Source organism: Capnocytophaga sp. HP1101, from assembly GCF_054772415.1.
Window position 1 is genome coordinate 63795 of record NZ_BPUU01000008.1, and the last position, 24098, is coordinate 87892.

The following is a 24098-nucleotide window of genomic DNA, read 5'->3' on the forward strand; positions in this document are numbered from 1 at the left end:
ACTAAATTGATTTCAAAATTAAGACAAAATTGAAGCTGTGCCTTGTGAAATGGCTGTTTAGTGCTTGAACCTTGTAAAAGGTCGTAACACGGTAAGCCATTTTTAAAAAACTCTTGGTGAAGGGTGCAGAAACGGTAAAAAAGGAGGAATGCAATAATGTGAAAACGAAGGTGGAATGGAGTTAAAAGTAAAAAATGAAAAGTGAAAAGTAATATTTTGAGTAAAGATAATATAGGGTGAAGGTGGAGTATATTAAAAAAAATAATTTACACAGTGCGTGTAGAAAAAAAAGCGATATGCTTTGCTAATTATAGTTTATTTTATATTTTTGCACCCAAATACATTTCCCGTAATATACCTATCTGCCAAAAGAGAGATTACAAAATTATAGCAATAATTTGGTTTATAGGTGTTTAATTATTTCTTATAAGATGTCAGTAAAGCAACGTTTAACCGTATTTCTACTACTTTTAGCAGGATTTAGTGTTCAAGCACAAGTAACCCCTACGACCCAAACCGCTACGAGTACTCAAACTGAGACGACCGTGCGCAACGGCATTGGGCGTATAGGGCTGGAACAACCTAAAAGCATTGTGCAACAGTACACCTATAACCCGACGCTCGACCGCTATGTATACACTGAGAAATTAGGGAATTACGACCTCTCTACGCCTATGTTTCTCACGGTGCAACAATATGAGAATTTGGTGTTGCGCGAGCGTATGAAGGAATACTACCGGACTAAATTGGACGCTATAGGCGACACACAAAGTAATACTGCCGATAAGAGAAAAACGCAACGAGACCTCTTGCCTGAATTATACGTAAATTCTGATTTTTTTGAAAGCGTATTTGGGGGACGGAATATAGAGCTGATACCTCAGGGAAGTGTGGGGGTGGATTTGGGTGTGCGCTATACACGCAACGACAACCCCGTAGTGAGTCCGCGTTACAGGAGTTCGTGGGGCTTAGATTTTGAGCAACGCATCAGTTTGGGACTTACCGGTAAAATAGGTACACGATTGACGCTTAACGCTCAGTATGACACTCAAGCCTCTTTTGATTTCCAAAATGTATTTAAATTAGAATATACTCCTGATGAAGACGACATCGTACAAAAAATAGAATTAGGTAATATTTCGATGCCAATGTCGAATTCGCTCATCACAGGTTCCCAGAGTTTGTTTGGGGTAAAAACAGAGCTAAAATTTGGACGTACTACTATCACGGGTGTGTTTTCGGAACAGAAATCGGAGCGCAAAACCGTAAGTGCGCAAGGCAGTGGCACTATTACAGAGTTTGAATTTTCGGCTCTTGACTATGACGAAAACCGCAACTACTTCTTAGCACAATTCTTCCGTGATAACTATGACCGCGCTTTAGAGAACTACCCATTTATCAACAGTAAAGTACAAATCACACGTTTGGAGGTTTGGGTAACCAACCGCAATAGCCGTATGGGGAATATCCGCAATATCTTGGCTGTACAAGACTTAGGAGAGCCCCGAATGGAAAATACGCGTTTGGGGAATAAAGCTGGTGCTGGGTTCTTTACGGCTACTACTAATAATATGCCTGCCAACCGCGCTAATAAATACGACCCTACACAATTGGACACTCCGAACTCGGTGCTGACCAGTGCTATCCGCGATGTAGCGACTGTACAACAAGGGTTTGGTACGAATAGCTCGTATGTGAGTCAAGGATATGACTACGCTATTATAGAGAATGCCCGTAAACTTGAAGAAGGGGTGGATTATAAGGTGGATACCAAACTCGGTTATATCTCGCTGAGCACAGCCCTTAGTAGCGACGAGGTATTGGCGGTAGCTTACCAATATACCTACGGTAGCCAAGTGTATCAAGTGGGTGAGTTTGCGAACGACGGTATTTCGGCAACTACGAACCAGTTTTACGGAGGTGGTAACAATGCGATTACCAACAACCTTTTGGTGCTGAAGATGCTCAAAAGTAACCGCCTGAATGTGAAAGACCCAATTTGGGATTTGATGATGAAGAATGTGTATTCAGTAGGTTCGGCACAGCTTTCACCAGAAGATTTCCGTATGAATATCTTCTACTCCAACCCCTCCCCTATTAACTATATCGAAAAAGTAAACAATAACGGTTGGCCTACAGGTTTGGAAGACCGCATACTGTTAAACCTTTTCAACTTCGACCGACTCAATAAATACAACGACCCTCAGCCAGGTGGTGACGGGTTCTTCGATTTTGTTCCGGGCATTACCGTAGATGAACAATACGGTAAAATCTTCTTTACTAAAGTGGAACCTTTTGGTGAATTCCTGTACAACACCTTAGGAGGTGGCACAGGTTACGACGACCCTGCGACTTACAACGACAATCAACGGAAATACGTATATACCTCACTGTATAAAAATACCAAAACTCAAGCCCAGATGGACGGCGACAAGAATAAGTTCCAGATGAAGGGACGCTACAAGTCATCGGGAAGAAGGGGGATTTCGTTAGGGGCTTTTAACGTACCTCGTGGTTCAGTAACCGTGATTGCAGGAGGGCGTATATTAGTGGAAGGGTTAGACTACTTGGTAGATTACCAATCGGGTATTGTGGAGATTATTAACCCGAGCTTAGAAGCCAGCAACTTGCCCATACAGGTGTCGGTGGAAAACAACCTTATTTTTGGTGGACAAACTACCCGCTTTATGGGTGTGAATGTGGAACACAAGTTTAACGATAAGTTTATCATTGGGGGTTCTATCGTGAATCTACGGGAACGACCTTATACCCAAAAGACCAGCTACGGACAAGAAGCTGTAAACAATACTATCTTTGGTTTTGGAGGAACTTACTCTACTGAATTACCTTTCCTTACCCGCTGGGTAAACCGTATTCCTACTATCAAGAGCGATGCACCATCGAATCTATCAATACGAGGTGAATTTGCTTACCTTAGAGCAGGCACCCCTAAGGCAGATGATTTTGACGGAGAGACCACCGTATATTTAGATGACTTTGAGGCAGCACAAGCCACTATTGATATGCGTTCGCCACTTGCGTGGAAATTGGCAAGTACGCCTTTGGAATTTGGGCAAGGTAGTGGTACGGCTTCGCGCACCCTCTACGGTAATGGACCTGACGACCCTGATAACTTACGCAATGGTTATGGGCGTGCTAAGCTATCGTGGTATACCATAGACCCTGTGTTTTATTCAAACCAAAAGCCTTCGGAAATAAGCAGTAGCGAGATTTCAAAGAACAGTACACGCCGTATTTTTATAGAAGAAATATTCCCGCAACAGCAATTAGCACAAGGGCAATCATTGGTACAAACTACTTTAGACTTGGCTTATTATCCAAACGTAAAAGGACCTTATAACAACGACCCCAGTTTTGCGTCTCGTACCCAAAACGATAAATGGGCGGGGATTATGCGTGGTATGAGCTATTCAGACTTTCAAGAAAGTAATATAGAGTTCTTGCAATTCTGGGTGATGGACCCGTATTATTCAGGTGAATACAGTGGCGATGGAGAATTAGTTTTCAACTTAGGAAATATCTCAGAGGACGTGCTAAAAGATGGTAGGAAGCAGTACGAAAACGGCTTGCCAGGGCTTTCTTCAACCTCGAGTGTGAATACTTCATCTTGGGGTAAAGTACCTGCGGCACAATCGCTAATATACGCTTTTGACGACAACTCATCTAACCGTAACTTGCAAGATATAGGGCTTGACGGATTGAACGATGCGGACGAAGCGAGGATATACAGCAATAACGTAGGGACATCACCTAACGACCCTGCGATGGATAACTACGAATACTTTTTGGCGCGCGGTGGAGGTATTTTGAATCGTTATTACAACTACAATGGTACACAAGGAAACTCGCCTGTGGCAGTAACTAATACGAATAGAGGTTCGACTACGATTCCTGATTACGAAGATATCAACGGTGATTATACGATGAATACCGCTAATAATTACCTGGAATACCGCGTGCGTATGCACCCTAATATCAGCACTGCCGACCCTTATGTGAATGATATTCGCACGGTATCAGTGGAAGCACCTAACGGGCAACAAGTAAGTGCCCGCTGGATACAGTTTAAAATACCGATTGCCAGTGGAGAGATGTGGCGTGAAGGATTCCAATTTCCATTGAGTAATAATGACAAGATGGATATCATCAACTCGATGACGCATATGCGTATGTACCTCACAGGCTTCCAAAACGAGATGCTCTTACGCTTTGGTACGCTTGACCTTATTCGCGGAGACTGGCGTTATTACAACTATACCCTCAGCACCGATAAGGACGACCCAAGTGATGACGGCACCAAAGTAGAAATCAACTCAGTGAACCTGATTGAGAACGAAACTCGTCAGCCTATTCCTTACCGTATGCCACCAGGGGTACGCCGTGAGCGCATCAATACTAACAACACCTTGATAGAACAGAACGAGCAGGCTTTATCTTACATAGTGGATAACCTTGAAAACAACGACAGTAGGGCAGTTTATAAGGCTTTGCGTTTTGACCTGCGGCAGTATAAATACATCAAGATGTTTGTACACGCCGAAGCGTATAAGAACAAACCACTGAGCGATAATCAGGCGGTAGCTTTCTTGCGGGTGGGTACCGACTTTAACGATAACTATTACCAAGTGGAAGTACCTTTGCAGGTAACGCCTGCGGGTGCTTCGACAGAGCAATTGATATGGCCACAAAACAACCAATTGGTAATACCAATGGACGTACTGACCAAACTAAAAGCCATAAGTATACGCAACCAAACGATGAGTGATGCGGTATACTACGATGCAAACTTTAACGTAGTACCTGAGAGTGCGCCACACGTAGCGGGACAAAACCGTTATGTAATCAAAGGGAACCCGTCGCTCGGTAGTGTAAGAGCCGTGATGATAGGGGTGAAGAACGTATCGGGAACTAATGGACTAAGTGGGGAGTATTGGTTTAACGAATTGCGTGTAGCTGAATTGGAGAACAATGGCGGTTGGGCAGCTGTAGGTTCACTTGATGCTAATGCTTCTGAACTGTTGAATATCTCGGCTACGGGACGTATGCACACGGTAGGTTTTGGGGCAGTAGATCAAGCGCCTAATCAGCGTGCCTTGGAAAGTACACGCGAGTATGACGTAATGATGAACATCAATGCAGGTAAGTTATTACCTCCTAAGTGGAATATGCAAATACCCGTAGGCTTAAATCACTCGCAAAAACTTTCGACACCAGAATACGACCCCGTATATCAAGACATCAAGTTAGAAGACCGATTGGACGTAGCACAAAACGCACGTGAGCGAGAAATCATTAAAGAACAAGCAGAAGATTATACGCTAAGGCGCGGTATTAACCTGATTGGTGTTAAGAAAAACTTAGCTGAAGGACAGAAGAATCGGATTTACAACATAGAGAACTTTACTTTTAACTACGCTTACAACGAGAAGAACCACCGCGATTATGAGTTGCGTTACGAAGATGAGCAACAAGTACGCGCAGGATTTATGTACAACTATACCTTCAAACCTACTGCTATAGAGCCGTTCAAGAAAAGTAGTAAGTTTGCTGGGAAGCGCTATTGGCAATGGTTAGCAGATGTGAACTTGAACATCTTGCCTACCAGCATAATGTTCACTTCGGACATCAATCGTTCGTTTACCAAGCAGTCATTCCGCGATGTATATTTTGATGGCGTGAATGCAAGTCAGCAAAAATCGCTTCCTGAGCTACAACAGCGCAATTACCAAATGAATCACCAATATGCTATCAATTACAATCTCACTAAATCATTGCGATTGAACTTCAATGCAACGAATAACAGTATCATTCGCAACTACTATGTATATGATGGCAATGGCGATATATCAGGTGTGAATAAAGATGTATCACTTTGGTCGGATTTCTGGGATTTAGGAACTCCTGATCACTTCTTCTCGAAGTTCCAAGTGAATTATGATTTACCTTTTAGTAAGTTTCCTTTCTTTGAATTTATGAAAGCTAACTATACTTACTCTGGTGATTTCGACTATCAGCGCGGTTCACAAACCCTTTTGCAGTTGGCGCGACAAGAAGTAAATACCTTGCAAAACGGCAATACACATAACTTTACAGCCAACCTAACTTTTGACCAGCTGTATCGTTACTTGGGCGTAAAAGCTACCCCAAGAGGAGAAAAAGCGAGTGTGGCTAAAACTTTCTTGACAATGCTCAAGACTGCAGGGGTGAACTACTCGGTTACGAATGCTCGCACCATACCAGGATATACACAACAAGTGGGCTTCTTAGGAACATTTAAACCGTCGGCAGGATTTATGTTTGGCGACCAAACCGATTTGCGTTATGAAATGGCAAAACGCGGTTACCTTACTGAGTTTCCTGATTTCAACGATCAATACATCAAATCACAAGAGAAACAACTATTGCTTACGGCTAACTTACAACCGATTCCTGATTTGCAAATCAACCTAAAAGCCAATAGACAATACACCGAGAATTACACCGAGACTTTTGAGGTACGCAATTTTGTATATAACAAATTAGTGGGTAACCAAGTGGGTAGCTTTAATATCTCTACCAACTTGATAGCAACTACCTTCAATAAGATAGACGAATACAATTCGGCAGCCTTTGAGCGTTTTAAAGATAACCGACTTACGGTAGCGCGCCGTTTGGCTGAGGAGCGGGGGTTAAATCCTGCTAATGTAGACGCTGAAGGCTACCCAATAGGCTATAGCAAGAAGAGCCAAGCGGTAATGATTCCTGCTTTCTTTGCGGCTTATTCAGGCGGTAGCGCCAGTGGGGTATCACTTGATGCATTCAAGAATATTCCTATTCCTGAGTGGAATATACGCTATACGGGACTAATGCGCGTAGAGTTTATTAAGAATACTTTCCGTCGTTTCTCATTAGCACACGGTTATCGCGCAAGCTACTCACTTAGTGAGTTCCGTACGAACTTAGAATACGAACCTGCAAACCCTAATAAAACGAACGTAGCAGGCGATTTTCTCAACGAAAAACTGTATTCTACTGTTACCCTTGCTGAACAGTTTAATCCACTTATTAGAGCCGATATGGAGCTTAAAAACTCTATGAGTTTACTCGCTGAGTTTAATCGTGACCGTACTATTTCCATCAGCTTGGATAACGATTACCTTACTGAAATACTCAAACGAGAGTATAAATTTGGGGTAGGCTATCGATTCAAAGATTTGCGTTTCGTTACTCGAGTAAATGGTAACCTTACTACGCTAAAGAGCGATTTAGTACTGAAAGGCACACTTTCTTACCTCAATGAGTTTACTGTGATACGCAATATGGAGATATTCAACAACCAAGTAACCGCTGGGCAAACCTCTTGGTTAGGTAATTTTACTGCTGAGTACGCCCTCAGTCGCAACCTTTTAGCATCGTATTATTTCCAATATAATTTCTCTAAATCGGCTATCTCAACTGCCTTCCCAATGACTACTATCCGCACAGGACTTTCAGTGAAATACACCTTTCAATAGGTAACAAGCAAAAGTAACAGGTAAGTGGATACGTACAAAACAATACTTGATTCCGTGGAGGAAGTAATTTTTAAGGAGAAGAGTAGCAAATTCTTAGGCTATGCTTTTCCTGTTACTTCTGAAGAGGAAATAAAGACACATCTCGAAGCCGTGAAGAAAGCACACTTTTCAGCACGGCATTGGTGTTATGCGTGGCAATTAGGCTATGGTACTCACCAGCGCTACCGTGCCAACGATGACGGTGAGCCTAACAACACGGCAGGCATTCCTATTTATGGACAGATACAATCTTTTGAACTGACCAATGTATTGCTGATTGTAGTACGCTATTTTGGAGGAATAAAATTAGGCGTAGGCGGATTAGTACAGGCTTATAAAACGACAGCTCAGCTTACTCTACAAGAAGTAGAAGTTATAGAAAAGCTCATTACCGAAGAGCTCATCATCCGCTTTGAATACCCATTAATGAACAAAGTGATGCGCGTAGTGAAGGAACAAAACCTCAGTATTACGCAACAACTGCTTACTGAAAACTGTGAGTTGCATTTAGCAGTACGGCAATCGGATTATACTAAAGTAGAAGAGATATTTACTAATCTTTTTGGGGTACATATAATAGATGAAGATTAAAAGATTTCTTTTCTAGGCGCACGCTTGCTCTCTATATTAGGATAGTAATATTTATCGCCTATCTTCACTTTGCTGTCACGTTGCGAGTAGCCAAAGAAAGCATCAGTTCCTCTCACCTCATCAATTTGAGGGTCATACTCATTGCCCTCTCTATCTATAAAAAGAGGATTGAATCCGTCGTACACTAAAGTATAATCGTTGTACAAGGTGCTCTCATCTATCTTAGTGTAGACAGCTGAAATAAAACGCCTTTCTTCTTTCGAATAACTCCAGAAGCCCACTTTGTCGCCTTTCACTAAGGCATAACCATAATTACCTTTATAAATATAGTCATAGGCAAACGGTAGTACTTCCTCCCCTTTCATATTAATAAATCCCCAAAGACCTTCTTTCTGTGCTAATAGTAATCTCAGAGAGAGGGATATCCATTCATACTGCAAATGTTGATATTCAATAGGAATAATTTCCTTACCTTTGAGATCTATAGTGCCCCAAAGATTATCTTTCTCTACTAAAAAGAAAGGAGGTTCTTTATAATGATCTTCATAAGATATGTTATTGTATATAATTGAAGTGAGTTCTTTCCCTTCTGTATTGATAAGTCCCCATAAACTATCTTTCCTCACCTGTGACACTCCTTCTTTAAACAAAGTTATTTCGTTATACTGAGCAGGAATGAGCACAGCACTTCCCTTCATCAATCCTAAATGTCCTTGCTCAAAATAAACTACTGGCTGGGGTAACAATTCTTTAGCCTTGAAGTACAAACGGTAGTTTCCTGAATCTCCTCCCCAACCGAAAAGCAAAGAGAATGCCCAATCTCGGTAATACTGATGTACCTCTAAGTCTTGCTGTCCTTTAGGTTTAAGATATATCTTGTGAAGAGTTTCTCCTGAGAGAATAGGAAAAAACGGGAGTATATTGTGGTTGAGGACATACTTCCAACCGCGTTTGCGCCAACGTCCTTTAAAGGTCTTTGTTTCAGTAACAACCTCTGAGTTGTTCAACTTATCGTAGCTAAGGTGCAAGTATCTGCCTTCAAACATTACTTTGAAGTTTAGGTACTGATAGCTTCCTTTTTCAGCATCTTCTGGCAATAGAGGAAATAGTTCACCTTGCTTGTAGATACTATCCTCTGCATAAGGATAGAAATTCACCCCTTCTACAGAAGTCATATCTAAAGGCTTACAAGCAATGACTAACAAGAGTAATAAGATATAAAGAAGTGTTTTCATAGCTGATAGTCATTTTGCGCCGCTTTATGTAGGGGCGAATTGCAATTCGCCCCTTTGTAATATGTTGAATTATCCTCTTTATAGATTGTCCCTCTTCGGATTACTCCGATTCGGATTGCCCTCCTCTACTTGGGACAGAGAAACGGGGGTAAGTACTTACACTTTCTTCACTATAAAGTAATTTTTCTTTCCCCTCTGTAGCAAGATAAACTTACCGTCAATAAGGTCTTTATCACCTATTTGGTACTCCTCGCCTACTTTCTCTTTGTTTACCGAAATAGAGTTCTCTTTCAAAGCACGACGAGCTTCAGAGTTAGAACTAATAAAACCTGTTTTAGCTGAAAGAATAGCAATCATATCCAACCCACCAGCGATGTCGGTAGCACTTACTTCCGCTTGAGGTACGCCATCAAACACCTCTAAGAAGGTCTTCTCATCCAAAGAGCGTAAATCAGCTGAGGTAGAATTACCAAAGAGAATTTGTGATGCTTTTTGTGCTTTCTCCAATTCTTCGCGTCCGTGTACCAACATAGTGAGCTCTTCTGCCAACTTGTTTTGCAACACGCGCAAGTGAGGCGCTTCTGCGTGCTGAGCGGTAAGACTCTCAATTTCCTCTTTGCTGAGCATTGTAAAGATTTTGATATAACGCTGTGCATCGGCATCCGAAGTGTTGATCCAGTATTGGTAAAACTTATAAGGCGAGGTCTTCTCTGGGTCAAGCCATACATTACCGCCTTCGCTCTTACCAAATTTCGTACCGTCGGCTTTAGTAATAAGCGGACAAGTGAGGGCATAAGCCTTACCTCCAGCAATACGGCGAATAAGTTCGGTACCTGTCGTAATATTCCCCCATTGGTCGGAACCTCCCATTTGTAGGGTAAGTTGTTTTTCTTGATATAAATGCAAGAAGTCATAACCTTGCAAAAGTTGGTAAGAAAACTCAGTGAACGACATTCCGTCAGTATTCTCATTTGGGTCAAAGCGTTTTTTAACTGAGTCTTTTGCCATCATATAGTTCACTGTGATATGCTTGCCGATGTCGCGAATGAACGACAAGAATGAAAAGTTCTTCATCCAATCGTAGTTATTCACAAGTTCGGCACGGTTAGAAGCAGTACTCTCAAAGTCAAGAAACTTAGCCAATTGTTTTTTAATACCCGCTATATTGTGCGCTAATACTTCTTCGGTGAGCAAATTGCGTTCTACTGATTTCCCTGAAGGATCTCCTATCATTCCCGTTGCCCCTCCTACGAGTGCGTACGGTTTATGACCGCAGTTTTGAAAATGACGCAACATCATCACACCCACTAAGTGACCAATATGTAGTGAGTCGGCGGTAGGGTCAATCCCCACATAGGCAGAACGTAAGCCTTCCACAAGGTGTTGTTCCGTTTCAGGCATTATATCCTGAATCATACCGCGCCAGCGCAATTCTTCTATAAAATTCTTCATTAGTTTTGTCTGTTTTATTATAATCTTTCTGGGTGCAAAGTTACAAAAAAAGTAAAAATTACCAGCATCCTCTTGCAAGAGCTCTAAATACAAAGATGTAGACCTCTGTTTCTGTGTTATTAGTTGCCCTACCTTCACCTTAGCTCCAGTCAAAAGATACTTTTTCCCTTTTTCAAACTTCTTTCTTTAGAATCCTCCCTTTGCTTTAAAATTCGTTTAATAATTTCTTTGCTTGATATATGTACTAAAACTATTGCTCAAACGATTGCATTTCCACTAACTTTTTATACATACCGTTCTTTTGCATCAGTTCTGTATGAGTGCCTTGTTCTACTATTTGTCCTTTTTGCATTACCACTATCAAGTCAGCATTTTGGATAGTCGAAAGGCGGTGCGCAATCACTACCGAAGTACGGTTTTTCATCATATTTTCGAGCGCACTCTGTACCAAGCGTTCGCTTTCGGTATCAAGTGCCGAAGTTGCCTCGTCGAGCACCATTATAGGTGGATTTTTCAGCACCGCACGTGCAATGCTCAAGCGCTGTTTCTGTCCGCCACTGAGTTTACTTCCCGCATCGCCTATATTCGTTTCAAAACCTTTAGGTAAATCTTTGATAAACTCATACGCATTGGCAATTTTAGCAGCTGTAATAATCTCTTCATCAGTAGCATCAGGTTTTCCTATCAGCAAGTTGTTCTTAATCGTATCGTTAAACAAAATCGAATCCTGCGACACTACCCCTATGAGTCTCCTGAGCGAAGCCGTTTGCATATCTTTCACGTTCACCCCATCAATAAGCACCTCACCCTGATTTACATCATAAAAACGAGTGATAAGGTTCGCAATCGTGCTCTTACCACTTCCCGACTGTCCCACCAAAGCAACCGTCTTTCCCTTAGGCACTTCCAAAGAAAAATGAGTAAGCACAGGGTGTTCAGCATACGCAAAAGTTATATCTTTCAGAACTATAGCCTTAGTAAAATCAGAAATTACCACAGGATTCTCGCGCTCTCTGATAGGATTGTCATAATCCAGAATTTCCAAAATACGCTCTGCCGCTGCATTCCCCTTACGCATATCATACGATGCCTTGCTAATAGCTTTTGCTGGTGTGAGAATATTGTAGGCTAATCCCATAAAGGCAATAAACTGAGTGCCCTCTAATGTCTTATCTACCAACACTAAAGAGCCCCCAAACCACAACAAAACAGCAATCATCATTATACCCAAAAACTCACTCATTGGCGACCCTAAGTTCTGACGATTCATCACCTTATTGCTCAAACGGTTGAAAGTATTACTCGACTCCCCAAAACTTTTGGTAAATATTCCCTCAGCATTAAACGCCTTTATAATCCGTAATCCACCTATAGTCTCTTCTATAAGCGACAGAAACTTACCTTGCTCTTGTTGTAAAGCTATTGAATTCTTTTTTAGTGATTTACCTATCCTCGAAATTACTGCCGCTGCTATCGGAATAAACACAAACGTAAATATAGTGAGCTTCACGCTAATACCCAGCATTACCAAAATAGAAAAGAGAATAGTGAGTGGCTCTCTCACAAAAGCCTCCAAACCCGAAAGCATTGAGTTTTGCACCTCATTCACATCACCTATCATACGCGACATTATATCACCCTTGCGCTGTTCCGAGAAAAAAGCTATCGGTTGGTTTATAATCTTCTTATATAAACTGTCTCGCAAATCCCTAAGCACACCATTGCGCAAGTGAGTAATGAAGAAAGATGCCAAATAACTAAACATATTCTTCAGCAAAAAAAGCGAAAGTACCAAAGCAATCACAATAGCCAACGCCCAAATAGTGTTCTCACCCGCCAAACTACCCACTTTGTAATTCAAATAAGCTTTGCCATAGCTTCCTAAATCTAATAAATTACCCGAATACACAGGAGCTTCAGCCACCGCTTGCGCCTTGCCAAAAAGTACGTCAAGCATCGGAATGAGTGCCACAAACGAAAGCGCGCTAAAGAGTGAATAAAGAATATTGAAAAACACATTCAGTATCACATCTCGTTTATAAGGCAATATATAAGGGATAAATCTCTTTAACTTCATACTTATTTCTTGTATTTCTTAACCGTCTCGTCCCTTCTCAGTTTCTGATTATCAGTGTATACAAACTCAGGAACAAAATAAATTTGGCGGGGCACTTCGTATTTCAACATATCCTTATCCATATAAATATCGTGTGCCAAAGTAGGGTAATCCTTCTCATCGCCTTGCACATAAAGCACTGCGCGTTGTCCTAACTCATCATCAGGCTCCTTAGTGATAAAGTAATCACCCTTGATGTATTTTTTAATTTTATGTTCCACACTCTCTGGGAATACTTTAAAGCCCCCCGAATTGATAATATTATCAAAACGCCCTAACCACTCAAATTCAGTATGCGAAATCAAGTTTACCATATCATTCGTAACCACAGGGTGGTCAGCAATCAAAGGCGCATTAATCACCAAACAATGACGGTCGTCTTGCGTAAAAGTAACATTCGGCATCGCTTTATAGGTAGTTTCGTGCTCCTCGGTGTGATTTACCCTGCGCATCGCAATATGCGAAATAGTTTCAGTCATTCCGTATGATGAATACACCTCAGTAGGAATGTGTTGCAACTTAGCCTCCAACTCCCCATCTATCGACGCTCCTCCTAAAATCACCTTCTTCACACGTGGTAAATCAGTAAGCGATTTCGCCGCTTGCAAAGGTATCATCGCACAAAAATCATAATCCTTGCTCGTAAGCGATAACGGCATTGACGACGGACGAATAATATCAATATGTAAGCCCAAAACAATCGCCCGAATAAGCATCATCTTACCCGCAATAAAGTCCGTAGGCAAACACAATAAAGCTCTGTTTTTAGGTGAAAGATGAAGGTACTCCCCTGTTGCCAAAGCCGAATTAACCATCCCTTGTTTCTTTAAGTGAATCTGTTTAGGAACCCCAGTCGAACCCGAGGTCGTCGCCTCTATATAATCCCGGTCGTCAAGCCAGTCCAAAAGAAATCTCCCTACCGACTTTCGGTAAGGCAATCCGTCCTTTACGTAGGCAACCGCTAAGATAATAAGCCGTTCTCTATCAATAGGAAACCCATTGATTCTAAAATCTTTATGTACAAATTTGTAGTCTATTTCACTCATCTTAAATGTAATATTATTTTCAATAGCAGTGGCAAAGCTACAATAATTAAACGAAATGCGCAAATTAAATGCAAAATCTTGTATTTTACACCTCCTTCTACCCCCATAGCTTCCACTCAAAAAGGAAATCAGCAATTGCCAAGTAAGTGAATCGAGACAAATTTCTCTCCCTTTTCCGTCACTACATTCCCCTCTCCGAAGGTTGTCCGCAACTACCAAGTAAGTGGCTAGGGGGAGGTTTCCCTCACCATTCGTCATTCGACCCCCGTCGCATCTCCCCCTTTGAAGGGGGCAGGGGGGATGTTTATACAATATTAAAAAAATGTTTATACAACAATAATGACCGTCACAACCCTATTGCCTATTGGCTCTAATTTTCCTTTGCCCGTGTGGCTCACACCTGCCCGTCACATCTCTCCTATTGCCTATTGCCTAAAGCCTAACACATCTTCTCTTTTCTTTCGCTCCGAAACCCTGTTTTTGGCGTTTTTAGTATTATTGTATTACATTATTAATCAATTACTTATATACCCTTTATATATCAATCGTCCAAGATTCGTATAAGGTTCGTATAAGCTTTGTATAAGCTAAGTGTACTCTCCCAATAGCTTTTCCCCTCCGAAACTCCCCTCGTCTCCCTTCTGAAAAATTCCGTTCCCTTTCGGAAATTCCAAAACTCTACTACCTATTAAAATTATCCAACTTATCAGAAAAACCGAACTCTTATACATATTGTCAAAGTTGATTACAAGTAAACCTCAAATATAAAAGAATACAACTACCATCAAATTTCAGCTGTTCTGTAAAACATACTTTACTCAGAAAATATTTCTATGGTTTCAACCTTTTATAGTCCAATTATTCATCTAAAAATAATAGTGATTATGAGGCTATTATAAAAAAACAGAAAAAATATTTTACATTTTTTGCTGCTATATCAAAAATATTTTCTAATTTTACCCCAATAAATTTATAAAAGTATGTATGCATTAGACCGTATTGATTTAGCGCTTTTAGATGAACTACAACAAGATAGCAAACAATCTATTAAAAGATTATCCGCAAAAGTAGGACTTTCCATCACCCCAGTTCACGAACGCATCAAAAGATTAGAATCTCTTGGAATAATTCAAAAGTACGTAGCAGTAGCCAATCCTAAGGCTTTAGGAAAAAAATTAGTAGCTTATTGCCAAGTAAAACTCCTTAAGCATAGCGCCGAATTATTCAATGAGTTCGAAAAATACGTGAGTACTTTAGACGAAGTTTTAGAAGCCTCTTATATGGCAGGAGGCTACGACTTCTTACTAAAAGTTATGCTCAACGATATGGAAGACTATCAGAGATTTGTAGTACACAAAATATCCAAATTAGAAATCATCTCTAACATTCAAAGCTCTTTCGTAATACAAGAAATCAAGAACACCTCTATGATTAAGTGTTTGCGCGAAGAAGCTGAAAAAACTAATCTAAAATGCACATAGCAATTGCAGGAAATATAGGCGCAGGCAAAACTACCCTTACCTCCCTATTAGCCAAACACTACCAATGGGAAGCCCATTTTGAAGATGTGGTTGATAACCCCTATTTAGACGATTTTTATCACCAAATGGAGCGCTGGAGCTTCAACCTCCAAATCTACTTCCTCAACAGTAGATTTCGCCAAATCCTTGATTTTAGAGAGAAAGGAAATGATATTGTTCAAGACCGTACCATCTATGAAGATGCACACATCTTCGCCCCTAACTTGCACGAAATGGGATTGATGTCCTCTCGCGATTTTGATAACTACAAATCACTATTCGCCCTAATGGAACGCCTCGTCCTTCCCCCAGATTTGCTCATATATCTCCGTAGCTCTGTCCCAAACTTGGTAAACCAAATCCAAAAACGCGGTCGAGACTACGAAAACTCCATCTCTATCGATTATCTCAACCGTCTCAACCAACGATACGAACAATGGATAAAAGGTTATGACAAAGGCAAGCTCCTCATCATTGAAGTAGATAATATTGATTTTGTAAACAACCCTGAAGATTTAGGTGATATCATCAACAAAATAGACGGTATTCTATACGGATTGTTCTAACACAAAAAAGACACCCACCATTACAGTGAGTGTCTTTTATTTTTTGCTTTATGAATAAATACTAAAAGTATTTGTTTACGTGGAAAGCTACCAAACCATCAATTGGTTTTCTAAGTACAGTACCCAATTTGAGGTTATTTTCTGTCAATACTTCTTCCAAAATATCTTGCAAGAAGAAAGCGATACTACCTACAAAGTTAATAGGCACTTCGTAACGGTCTTCATATTGAGAGATCCAGTGGTCTACAAATAGTTGCATACCTTTTCTCACCATATCACGGCAATAGTCGTGATTTTTGTTCTCTACTACGAATTTTGCAAAAGTAGCCAAATAGCTATTAGGGTTAGGCATCTTATACAAGTGATTTTTGATCACATCAGAGCTCAATTCGTATTGGTTCTCAAATTTCTGAACGAGGTCAGCAGGCATTTTCTTAAAGAAATAGTCAATAATCAAGCGTTTGCCATAGAAGTTACCACTTGATTCGTCCATTAAGATGTAACCTAATGAATCTACCGCTTGATACAAATCTTTGCCATTCCAATAAGAACAGTTAGAACCTGTACCTAAAATACAAACAATCGCTTTATCAGTAGGGTTAGTAGTCGCAAATACAGCAGCATAAGTATCTTCTTTCACTTCTATTTTAGCGTTTTTAAAGATAGTAGCCAAGCTGCGCTCTACGAAATAGCGAATGCGTTCAGTACCACAACCAGCACCATAAAAATAAATTTCTGATACGGTATTTCTATTCTCAAACAATTGATAATTGGTGGTAATACGTTCTACAAGAATTTCTTCTGTAAGTACTTCGGGATTCAATCCTAAAGTTTGGGTAAAAAATATTTTTTCACCTTTGCTGTTTAAGGCAGTCCAGTCAGCCTTAGTTGCTCCACTGTCTACAATTAAAATCATATCGTTTCGGTTTTTAAGTTGTTTTTTTATAAGTATTAAAAAAGGCGAGTGTACCCTCATTTGGGTAACTCACCTTATTTTTATAAATTACAATTTAGCAACGTGTTGAGCTAAATCTACCAATTTGTTAGAATAACCAGTTTCGTTGTCGTACCAAGAAACAACTTTAAAGAAGTTAGCACTCAAACCGATACCAGCTTTAGCATCGAAGATAGAGGTATTTTTGCAACCTACAAAGTCTTGAGAAACTACGAGGTCTTCAGTATATCCAAGGATACCTTTCAATTCACCTTCAGAAGCTTTTTTCATAGCGGCGTTAATTTCTTCCAAGGTAGTTGATTTTTTAGTGCGGAAAGTCAAGTCAACTACAGAAACGTCGGCAGTAGGAACGCGGAAAGCCATACCAGTAAGTTTACCGTTCAATTCAGGGATTACTTTACCTACAGCTTTAGCGGCACCAGTGCTTGAAGGGATGATGTTGCAAAGGGCAGAACGACCACCTCTCCAGTCTTTTTTAGAAGGACCGTCTACAGTCAATTGAGTAGCTGTTGTAGCGTGAACGGTAGTCATCAAAGCCTCTTCGATACCGAAGTTGTCGTTCAATACTTTAGCGATAGGCGCCAAGCAGTTAGTTGTACAAGAAGCGTTAGACACGATAGTATCAGTAGGTTTTACTGATTTGTGGTTCACACCCATTACAAACATAGGGGCATCAGCTGAAGGAGCAGAGATAACTACTTTTTTAGCACCAGCGTTGATGTGAGCTTGTGCTTTTTCCAAAGTAGTGAAGATACCAGTACATTCAGCTACTACATCAGCACCTACTTCATTCCATTTAAGGTTGTTAGGGTCTTTTTCAGCAGTGATGCGTACTACTTTACCATCAACTACAAGGTGTCCATTTTGCACTTTCACGTCGCCTTTGAAAGTTCCGTGAACAGAGTCGTATTTCAAAAGGTAAGCGATGTAATCTACATCCAAAAGGTCGTTAATACCAACGATTTCTACGTCGGCTCTTTCATAAGCAGCACGGAATACTAAACGTCCAATACGTCCAAAACCGTTAATTCCAATTTTTACTGACATAATTTTTTTTAATTTATTCGTTATTTAATTTTTAGTTTGTTTACAATACTATGTAGCCATTATTTCGGCTACTCGCAAGAGTTCCATATCTATTTTTGAACTTCCTTTGATAGCTTTTTCAAGCGGAGTGAGTTCCATTTTGTTATTTCGAATACCCACCATATAGTTAGATTTACCTTCGAGAAGAGACTCTACGGCTTTTACGCCCATACGGCTTGCCAATACGCGGTCAAAGCAAGAAGGAGAGCCTCCGCGTTGCATGTGGCCTAATACAGATACACGCACGTCGTAATCGGGGTGGTGTTGTTCCACGTATTCTTTCAATTCAAATACGTTTTTACCGATTTTATCACCTTCGGCTACCACTACTAAGCTGGAAGTTTTACCGCTAGTACGGCTTTTTTCCAAAGAGTGTAAGAGTTTATCGAGACCTATATTTTCCTCAGGAATTAATATTTCTTCGGCACCAGCTCCTACGCCAGAGTTCAAAGCGATGTGGCCAGCGTCGCGTCCCATTACTTCGATGAAGAACAAGCGGTTGTGAGAGCTTGCGGTATCTCTAATCTTATCGATAGCATCGATTACAGTGTTCAATGCGGTATCGTAGCCTAAGGTAAAATCGGTACCGTGGATATCATTATCGATAGTACCAGGAATTCCTATCACAGGAAAACCAAATTCTTTATTAAATAGGAGCGCTCCAGTGAAAGAGCCGTCGCCCCCTATGACTACCAAAGAGTCTACTCCTGCTGCTTTTAGTTTTTCGTAGGCTATTTTGCGCCCTTCAGGAGTTCTAAATTCTTTAGAGCGGGCAGATTTTAAAATAGTACCCCCTCTGTTGATAATATCGCGAACGCTACGAGCGTTCATTTCTTCAAAATCGCCTTCCATCATTCCCTGATATCCGCGATATACGCCTACCACTTCGATCTTGTGATATGCACAAGTGCGCACTACGGCACGAATGGCGGCATTCATTCCAGGAGCGTCTCCTCCTGATGTTAATACTGCTATTTTCTTTACTGACATTGTCTTTTTTAATTTTCGCCTCAAAAGTACAAAATATTTTTGACATAGCAATAATTTTATGTATTTTTTTTGACGATGAAAAATATAACTATTTAGTTTTTTAGGAGTTAGAAGATAGGAGATAGGAGATAGTTTTAACGATTGTTGTACGCTTTGAGGGCTTCTCTTAGAATGTGAATAGCTCTCTCTATTTTCTCTTTTTCGAGCACATAAGCAATACGCACTTGATTTCGGCCTAAGCCTGCAGTGGCATAGAAACCTTCGGCAGGAGCCAACATTACCGTTTCATTGTTCAACGAGAATTTGTCCAACAGCCATATACAGAAATCCTCGGCGTTTTCCACAGGCAGCTCGGCGATACAATAGAAAGCCCCTTTAGGCATAGACACACGTACACCTTCTACCTTTTGCAGTTCGCCAATGAGCACATTGCGGCGCTCAGTATATTCATTGAGCACCTCAGTAAAATACGTATCGGGTACGTCAAAAGCACGTTCGGCAGCTATTTGTGAATAGGTAGGTGGCGACAAGCGCGCTTGGGCAAATTTCAAGATAGACTTCATCACCTCTTTATTTTTAGAAACCACCCAGCCGATACGCGCTCCACACATACTGAAACGCTTAGACACTGAATCTATCATTATGGCGTTTTGCTCAATGCCCTCCACTTGCATAATAGAATAATGCGTTGCGCCATCGTACACGAATTCGCGGTATACCTCGTCAAAAATCAAGAATAAATCGTGCTTTTTGGCGATAGCCGCCAGTTGCAAGATTTCCTCTTTAGAATACAAGTAACCGGTAGGGTTTCCTGGATTACAAATGAGGAAAGCCTTGGTTTTGGGAGTAATCTTTTTCTCAAATTCCTCAATAGGAGGCAAGGCAAAGTTATCATCAAAAGATGAGGTAATAGGCACACACACGGCGTCAAAAGCTTCAGAAAAGCTGATGTAATTTGCATAGTAAGGCTCAGGGATAATGATTTCATCATCGGCATTGGCTACAGTCGCAATTACATAAGTAAGCGCCTCGGAGCCCCCGCAAGTGATGATGATATCACTACTATCTACCTGAATATCGTGTTTGGTGTAGTACTTCACCACCTTTTCACGCAGAGAATTAATCCCTTCACTTTTAGTGTATTCTAAGACTGTAGGAGTGAAATCCTTGACGGCTTGCACAGCTATTTCAGGAGTTTTAATGTCTGGCTGACCAATATTAAGATGATAAATAGTTTTGCCTTCCTTAGCTACTTTTTCGGCATAAGGCGTCAGTTTGCGAATAGGCGACTGAGGCAATATTTGGGCTCTATGAGATATTGTAGGCATTTCTAATTATTTTTTAGCTACTAATTCAGCAATACGGATAATCACTTCAGTGGCTTTTTCGAGATTTTCAACAGGCACAAACTCGTATTTGCCGTGAAAATTATGTCCGCCAGCGAAAATGTTAGGGCAAGGCAAGCCCATAAAGCTAAGCTGAGAACCATCGGTACCTCCACGGATAGGTTTCGTAATAGGAGTAATACCCAATTCCTTCATTGCGCGTTCAGCCACCTCTACAATGTGCATTACAGGTTTTATTTTTTCACCCATATTGTAGTATTGGTCTTTTATTTCGGCTACAGCTACGCCAGGAATTTGTTTATTGAGGTCGTCAACAATTTGTTGTACCTCTGCTTTGCGTTTGTTGAAGAGGTTGCGGTCGTGGTCGCGGATGATGAGTTGCACTACCGTATTTTCAACATCGCCTGAAATATCGGTAATGTGGTAAAAACCTTCACGACCTTCGGTGCGTGCTGGAATTTCATCAGCAGGTAAAGCATTGATAAACTGATTAGCCACGAGCATAGAGTTAATCATTTTGTTTTTAGCGGTACCAGGGTGTACGTTTTTGCCTTTGAAGTGAATTTTAGCACCCGCAGCGTTAAAACTTTCGTACTCAAGCTCTCCTATTTGTCCGCCGTCCATTGTATACGCCCAGTCGGCAGCGAATTTTTTCACATCGAACTTGTGAGCTCCTCGCCCTATTTCTTCATCGGGGGTGAAGCCTACGCGTATTTTTCCGTGTTTGATTTCAGGGTATTGCACGAGGTACTCCATAGCGGTTACGATTTCGGCAATCCCGGCTTTGTCGTCAGCTCCTAAGAGGGTAGTACCATCGGTAGTGATGATGGTATTGCCTTTGTAGAGTAACAAGTCTTCAAAGTAAGAAGGAGAAAGCACGATGTTTTGTTCCTTGTTGAGGACAATATCGCCACCATCGTAATTTTCGATAAATTGAGGATTTACGTTTTCACCAGAGAAATCAGGGGAAGTATCGAAGTGAGAGATAAAACCAATGGTAGGCACGTGGTAATCTACATTTGAGGGTAGGGTAGCCATTACGTAGGCGTTCTCATCAATAGTAACGTCTTGTAAGCCAATCGCTTTGAGCTCTTCAACGAGCAGATTGGCCATATTCCATTGTTTTTCAGTACTGGGTGTAGTAGCGCTCTCAGGATCAGACTGAGAGTCGATTTTTATATACTTAATAAAACGGTCTACTAAATTTTTCATTATATTATAGTTTTTAGTTCTAATATTTTCTTACGACGCAACTCAAAGTTACGACCTAAGTACACTTTGCGCACCATTTCATCGGCGGCTAATTCTTCAGGCACACCTGATTTGAGGATACCTCCCTCGAACATCAAGTAGGTACGGTCGGTAATGGCGAGGGTTTCCTGCACGTTGTGGTCGGTGATGAGGATGCCGATATTCTTGTTTTTGAGTTGGGCTACAATGCGCTGGATATCTTCCACGGCAATAGGGTCGACCCCTGCAAAAGGTTCGTCGAGCAAGATAAATTTCGGACTGGTAGCCAAGGCACGCGCAATTTCAGTACGACGACGTTCGCCCCCTGAGAGGAGGTCGCCGCGGTTTTTGCGGATATGACCTAAGCCAAATTCCTCAATAAGTTCATCAGTTTTGCGCTGTTGTTCAGCTTTGGAGAGTTTGGTGAGTTGCAACACACTTTTGATATTGTCCTCAATGCTCAATTTTCTAAACACTGAAGCCTCTTGCGCCAAGTACCCAATTCCACTTTGAGCGCGGCGATACATAGGGTAATTGGTAATTTCGGTATTATCCAAGAAGATAGTACCACCATTAGGCTTGATGAGTCCTACGATCATATAAAAGGAAGTAGTTTTACCAGCGCCATTAGGACCTAAAAGTCCTACGATTTCGCCCTGGTTTACCTCAAGCGAAACGCCTTTTACAACTTTGCGTCCTTTGTATATTTTGATGATGTTGTTTACAATTAATTTCATATTATTAAAACCTCCCCCGTTCCCCCTCCAAAGGGGGACAATCCGAAATCATACCTTTTTAGAGTTCTCGAAAATCTTAGTAAAGGAGTTGTTTCTTTTTTATTTATTAAAACGAAAAGCGGTAAGGCATTTCGTTGAGATCATTTTCTAAATCAACCCAATCGTGTACCTCAGTTACAAGGCTGTACACCATTGGTTCGGTGAGCACTTTCCCTTCGTAGAGGTCGGTAATGGTTTGTTCGCTCATTACTTCTTGTAAGAAACCTTCGTCGCCTAAATAATCCACTGCCCATTCTTTGTACTTAGCGGGCTCGGTAGAGATGTACTCAAATTTAGCGATGTGTTCTTCCACCGGGAAGTTCTCAAGGCTTTGCCAAGTTTCGCCGTCTAAGGAATAAATCACGAAAGGGATATCGCTTTCGGAGAAGTTTTTGCGGTAGTAAGGCAAAAACACTTTGGGAATGCGTTTCTCAAAGTCGTGGTTATCGCCTCCTTTGCTATCCTCGGCGCTTGAAGAAGGGACGATCAAGCAAGCTTTATCGATGAAATAAAACGACAGCGAAGAGCCGTCTTCATCTTCAAAACCGTGCCCCCATTGGGCTTCATAGCCGTCGTATTCTTCTTCATTGGCTTTGTAGTAGGTGTGATAAACTTCAAACTCGTGACCACAAATAATTGAGTCTAAGACAGCTTGACCTTTGCAAAGCTGTTTCAACGTTTTCACGTTGGGTAAGTGCTGTAAGTAGGTATTACAATCCATTAAAAAATATTAAATTACCTTGTTTTGTTCTTTTTTTAAAACGTAAGCCGAAATAAAGATACTTATTTCGTATAGGAGCATTATCGGGATAGACACGATGATTTGGCTTGTTACATCGGGTGGAGTGATAATTGCTGCCACTATGAGTACAACAATAACGGCGTGCCGGCGATATTTGCGCATAAATGCGGGAGTAATGACTCCTAATTTGGTAAGGAAATAAACGACGATAGGGAGCTCAAAAATAATGCCACACGAGATAACCGATGAGCGTACTACCGAAATATAAGAATCAATATCTATTTGATTTTTCACTTCAGGGCTCACTGAATAGGAACCCAAGAAATTCACTGAAAGAGGAGCGATGAGGTAATACCCAAAGAGCACTCCTATAAAGAACAGCAGGGAAGCAATGAGGATAAAACCCCGTGCGAGCTTGCGTTCGTGTTCATACAGCGCAGGACTGATGAATCTCCACACTTCATAAAGCACATAAGGAAAGGCAATAATAACTCCAGCCCAAATAGACGTCCAGATGTGAGCAGAGAACTGCCCTGCCATCGTGCGGCTTTGGATAGTGAAAGGCAGTTGTTCGGCACAAAATTCACTTTCAAAACCAAAGAAATGACCTATTTTACAGAACATTCGGTAAGTAAAAAAGTCGTCATTTTTAGGGGCAAAGATGATTTGAAAGATAAAATCTTTACAGATAAAAGCCACCACGCCTACTACCAAAACGGCTATACTTGCGCGTATCAAGTGCCATCGCAAAGCCTCTAAATGGTCTAAAAAGGACATTTCATCTTGTGGCGATTCCATCGTTACTCTGTTCTATTTACTCTTAAAAATGTATTTAATGGTGCAAAGATAAAAAATAATTCATAAATCACAATTATTAGTGATTAACTTTTTTAA

At 41.0% G+C, this 24098-nt stretch carries 16 protein-coding genes; 4 read left to right on the forward strand and 12 right to left on the reverse strand.

Features of this window, described 5'->3' with window-relative positions; all coding sequences use genetic code 11:
- Window positions 1-431: 431 nt before the first annotated feature.
- Together sov and RCZ04_RS05845 are read left to right on the forward strand one after the other, a co-directional pair.
- A complete protein-coding gene (sov, locus tag RCZ04_RS05840; protein WP_460485027.1) occupies window positions 432-7514 on the forward strand; it encodes a cell surface protein SprA in 7083 nt (2360 codons plus the stop codon).
- 24 nt (window positions 7515-7538) lie between these two features.
- Window positions 7539-8144 carry an IMPACT family protein gene (locus tag RCZ04_RS05845; protein WP_460485029.1) on the forward strand — a complete coding sequence of 202 codons (606 nt, stop codon included), beginning with the start codon at window positions 7539-7541 and terminating at the stop codon, window positions 8142-8144.
- Here the strand turns inward: RCZ04_RS05845 and RCZ04_RS05850 are convergent.
- From RCZ04_RS05850 to RCZ04_RS05865, 4 genes are all read right to left on the reverse strand, one after another.
- Window positions 8141-9379 carry a WG repeat-containing protein gene (locus RCZ04_RS05850; RefSeq protein ID WP_460485031.1) on the reverse strand — a complete coding sequence of 413 codons (1239 nt, stop codon included), beginning with the start codon at window positions 9377-9379 and terminating at the stop codon, window positions 8141-8143. The genes RCZ04_RS05845 and RCZ04_RS05850 overlap by 4 nt on opposite strands.
- Before the next feature lie 156 nt (window positions 9380-9535).
- Window positions 9536-10831 carry a tyrosine--tRNA ligase gene (gene tyrS, locus RCZ04_RS05855; protein WP_460485032.1) on the reverse strand — a complete coding sequence of 432 codons (1296 nt, stop codon included), beginning with the start codon at window positions 10829-10831 and terminating at the stop codon, window positions 9536-9538.
- A 250-nt stretch (window positions 10832-11081) separates the two neighbouring features.
- Complete coding sequence (locus tag RCZ04_RS05860; protein WP_460485034.1) at window positions 11082-12908, reverse strand: ABC transporter ATP-binding protein; 1827 nt, start codon at window positions 12906-12908, stop codon at window positions 11082-11084.
- Between the two features lie 2 nt (window positions 12909-12910).
- On the reverse strand, window positions 12911-13993 hold the full coding sequence (locus tag RCZ04_RS05865) for an acyl-CoA synthetase family protein (RefSeq protein ID WP_460485036.1): 1083 nt from the start codon (window positions 13991-13993) through the stop codon (window positions 12911-12913).
- Window positions 13994-14973: 980 nt separating this feature from the next.
- Between RCZ04_RS05865 and RCZ04_RS05870 the strand changes: the two genes are divergently transcribed.
- On the forward strand, window positions 14974-15474 hold the full coding sequence (locus tag RCZ04_RS05870; RefSeq protein WP_460485037.1) for an Lrp/AsnC family transcriptional regulator: 501 nt from the start codon (window positions 14974-14976) through the stop codon (window positions 15472-15474).
- Window positions 15465-16079 carry a deoxynucleoside kinase gene (locus RCZ04_RS05875; protein WP_460485039.1) on the forward strand — a complete coding sequence of 205 codons (615 nt, stop codon included), beginning with the start codon at window positions 15465-15467 and terminating at the stop codon, window positions 16077-16079. Before RCZ04_RS05870 ends, RCZ04_RS05875 begins: the two co-directional genes overlap by 10 nt.
- Before the next feature lie 61 nt (window positions 16080-16140).
- Here RCZ04_RS05875 and RCZ04_RS05880 read toward each other — a convergent pair whose 3' ends face one another.
- From RCZ04_RS05880 to tatC, 8 genes are all read right to left on the reverse strand, one after another.
- On the reverse strand, window positions 16141-16995 hold the full coding sequence (locus RCZ04_RS05880; protein WP_460485040.1) for an N-acetylglucosamine kinase: 855 nt from the start codon (window positions 16993-16995) through the stop codon (window positions 16141-16143).
- Window positions 16996-17082: 87 nt separating this feature from the next.
- Entirely contained in the window at window positions 17083-18081 is a 999-nt protein-coding gene (gene gap / locus RCZ04_RS05885; protein WP_460485042.1) for a type I glyceraldehyde-3-phosphate dehydrogenase, read from the reverse strand.
- A gap of 48 nt (window positions 18082-18129) precedes the next feature.
- Window positions 18130-19110 (reverse strand): ATP-dependent 6-phosphofructokinase, encoded by a 981-nt coding sequence (gene pfkA, locus RCZ04_RS05890; RefSeq protein ID WP_460485044.1) that lies wholly within the window; start codon window positions 19108-19110, stop codon window positions 18130-18132.
- Window positions 19111-19244: 134 nt separating this feature from the next.
- Complete coding sequence (locus RCZ04_RS05895; protein ID WP_460485045.1) at window positions 19245-20438, reverse strand: pyridoxal phosphate-dependent aminotransferase; 1194 nt, start codon at window positions 20436-20438, stop codon at window positions 19245-19247.
- A 6-nt stretch (window positions 20439-20444) separates the two neighbouring features.
- A complete protein-coding gene (gene pepT, locus RCZ04_RS05900) occupies window positions 20445-21668 on the reverse strand; it encodes a peptidase T (RefSeq protein WP_460485047.1) in 1224 nt (407 codons plus the stop codon).
- Window positions 21668-22423, reverse strand: coding sequence for an LPS export ABC transporter ATP-binding protein (gene lptB / locus RCZ04_RS05905; protein ID WP_460485048.1), 756 nt, complete (start codon window positions 22421-22423; stop codon window positions 21668-21670). Before lptB ends, pepT begins: the two co-directional genes overlap by 1 nt.
- A gap of 106 nt (window positions 22424-22529) precedes the next feature.
- Window positions 22530-23183: a hypothetical protein gene (locus RCZ04_RS05910; protein WP_460485049.1), complete on the reverse strand. Its 654-nt coding sequence runs from the start codon at window positions 23181-23183 to the stop codon at window positions 22530-22532.
- Window positions 23184-23192: 9 nt separating this feature from the next.
- Window positions 23193-24002 carry a twin-arginine translocase subunit TatC gene (gene tatC / locus RCZ04_RS05915; protein WP_460485050.1) on the reverse strand — a complete coding sequence of 270 codons (810 nt, stop codon included), beginning with the start codon at window positions 24000-24002 and terminating at the stop codon, window positions 23193-23195.
- Window positions 24003-24098: the final 96 nt, after the last annotated feature.

What these genes read in the sequence shown, in the direction of transcription:
- RCZ04_RS05860 (WP_460485034.1), bottom strand. Translation starts at nt 12,908, where the DNA reads ATGAAGTTAAAGAGATTTATCCCTTATATATTGCCTTATAAACGAGAT.
- RCZ04_RS05875 (WP_460485039.1), top strand. Translation starts at nt 15,465, where the DNA reads ATGCACATAGCAATTGCAGGAAATATAGGCGCAGGCAAAACTACCCTT.
- tatC (WP_460485050.1), bottom strand. Translation starts at nt 24,002, where the DNA reads ATGGAATCGCCACAAGATGAAATGTCCTTTTTAGACCATTTAGAGGCT.
- pepT (WP_460485047.1), bottom strand. Translation starts at nt 21,668, where the DNA reads ATGAAAAATTTAGTAGACCGTTTTATTAAGTATATAAAAATCGACTCT.
- sov (WP_460485027.1), top strand. Translation starts at nt 432, where the DNA reads ATGTCAGTAAAGCAACGTTTAACCGTATTTCTACTACTTTTAGCAGGA.
- RCZ04_RS05910 (WP_460485049.1), bottom strand. Translation starts at nt 23,183, where the DNA reads ATGGATTGTAATACCTACTTACAGCACTTACCCAACGTGAAAACGTTG.
- RCZ04_RS05865 (WP_460485036.1), bottom strand. Translation starts at nt 13,993, where the DNA reads ATGAGTGAAATAGACTACAAATTTGTACATAAAGATTTTAGAATCAAT.
- RCZ04_RS05895 (WP_460485045.1), bottom strand. Translation starts at nt 20,438, where the DNA reads ATGCCTACAATATCTCATAGAGCCCAAATATTGCCTCAGTCGCCTATT.
- pfkA (WP_460485044.1), bottom strand. Translation starts at nt 19,110, where the DNA reads ATGTCAGTAAAGAAAATAGCAGTATTAACATCAGGAGGAGACGCTCCT.
- gap (WP_460485042.1), bottom strand. Translation starts at nt 18,081, where the DNA reads ATGTCAGTAAAAATTGGAATTAACGGTTTTGGACGTATTGGACGTTTA.
- lptB (WP_460485048.1), bottom strand. Translation starts at nt 22,423, where the DNA reads ATGAAATTAATTGTAAACAACATCATCAAAATATACAAAGGACGCAAA.
- tyrS (WP_460485032.1), bottom strand. Translation starts at nt 10,831, where the DNA reads ATGAAGAATTTTATAGAAGAATTGCGCTGGCGCGGTATGATTCAGGAT.
- RCZ04_RS05850 (WP_460485031.1), bottom strand. Translation starts at nt 9,379, where the DNA reads ATGAAAACACTTCTTTATATCTTATTACTCTTGTTAGTCATTGCTTGT.
- RCZ04_RS05880 (WP_460485040.1), bottom strand. Translation starts at nt 16,995, where the DNA reads ATGATTTTAATTGTAGACAGTGGAGCAACTAAGGCTGACTGGACTGCC.
- RCZ04_RS05870 (WP_460485037.1), top strand. Translation starts at nt 14,974, where the DNA reads ATGTATGCATTAGACCGTATTGATTTAGCGCTTTTAGATGAACTACAA.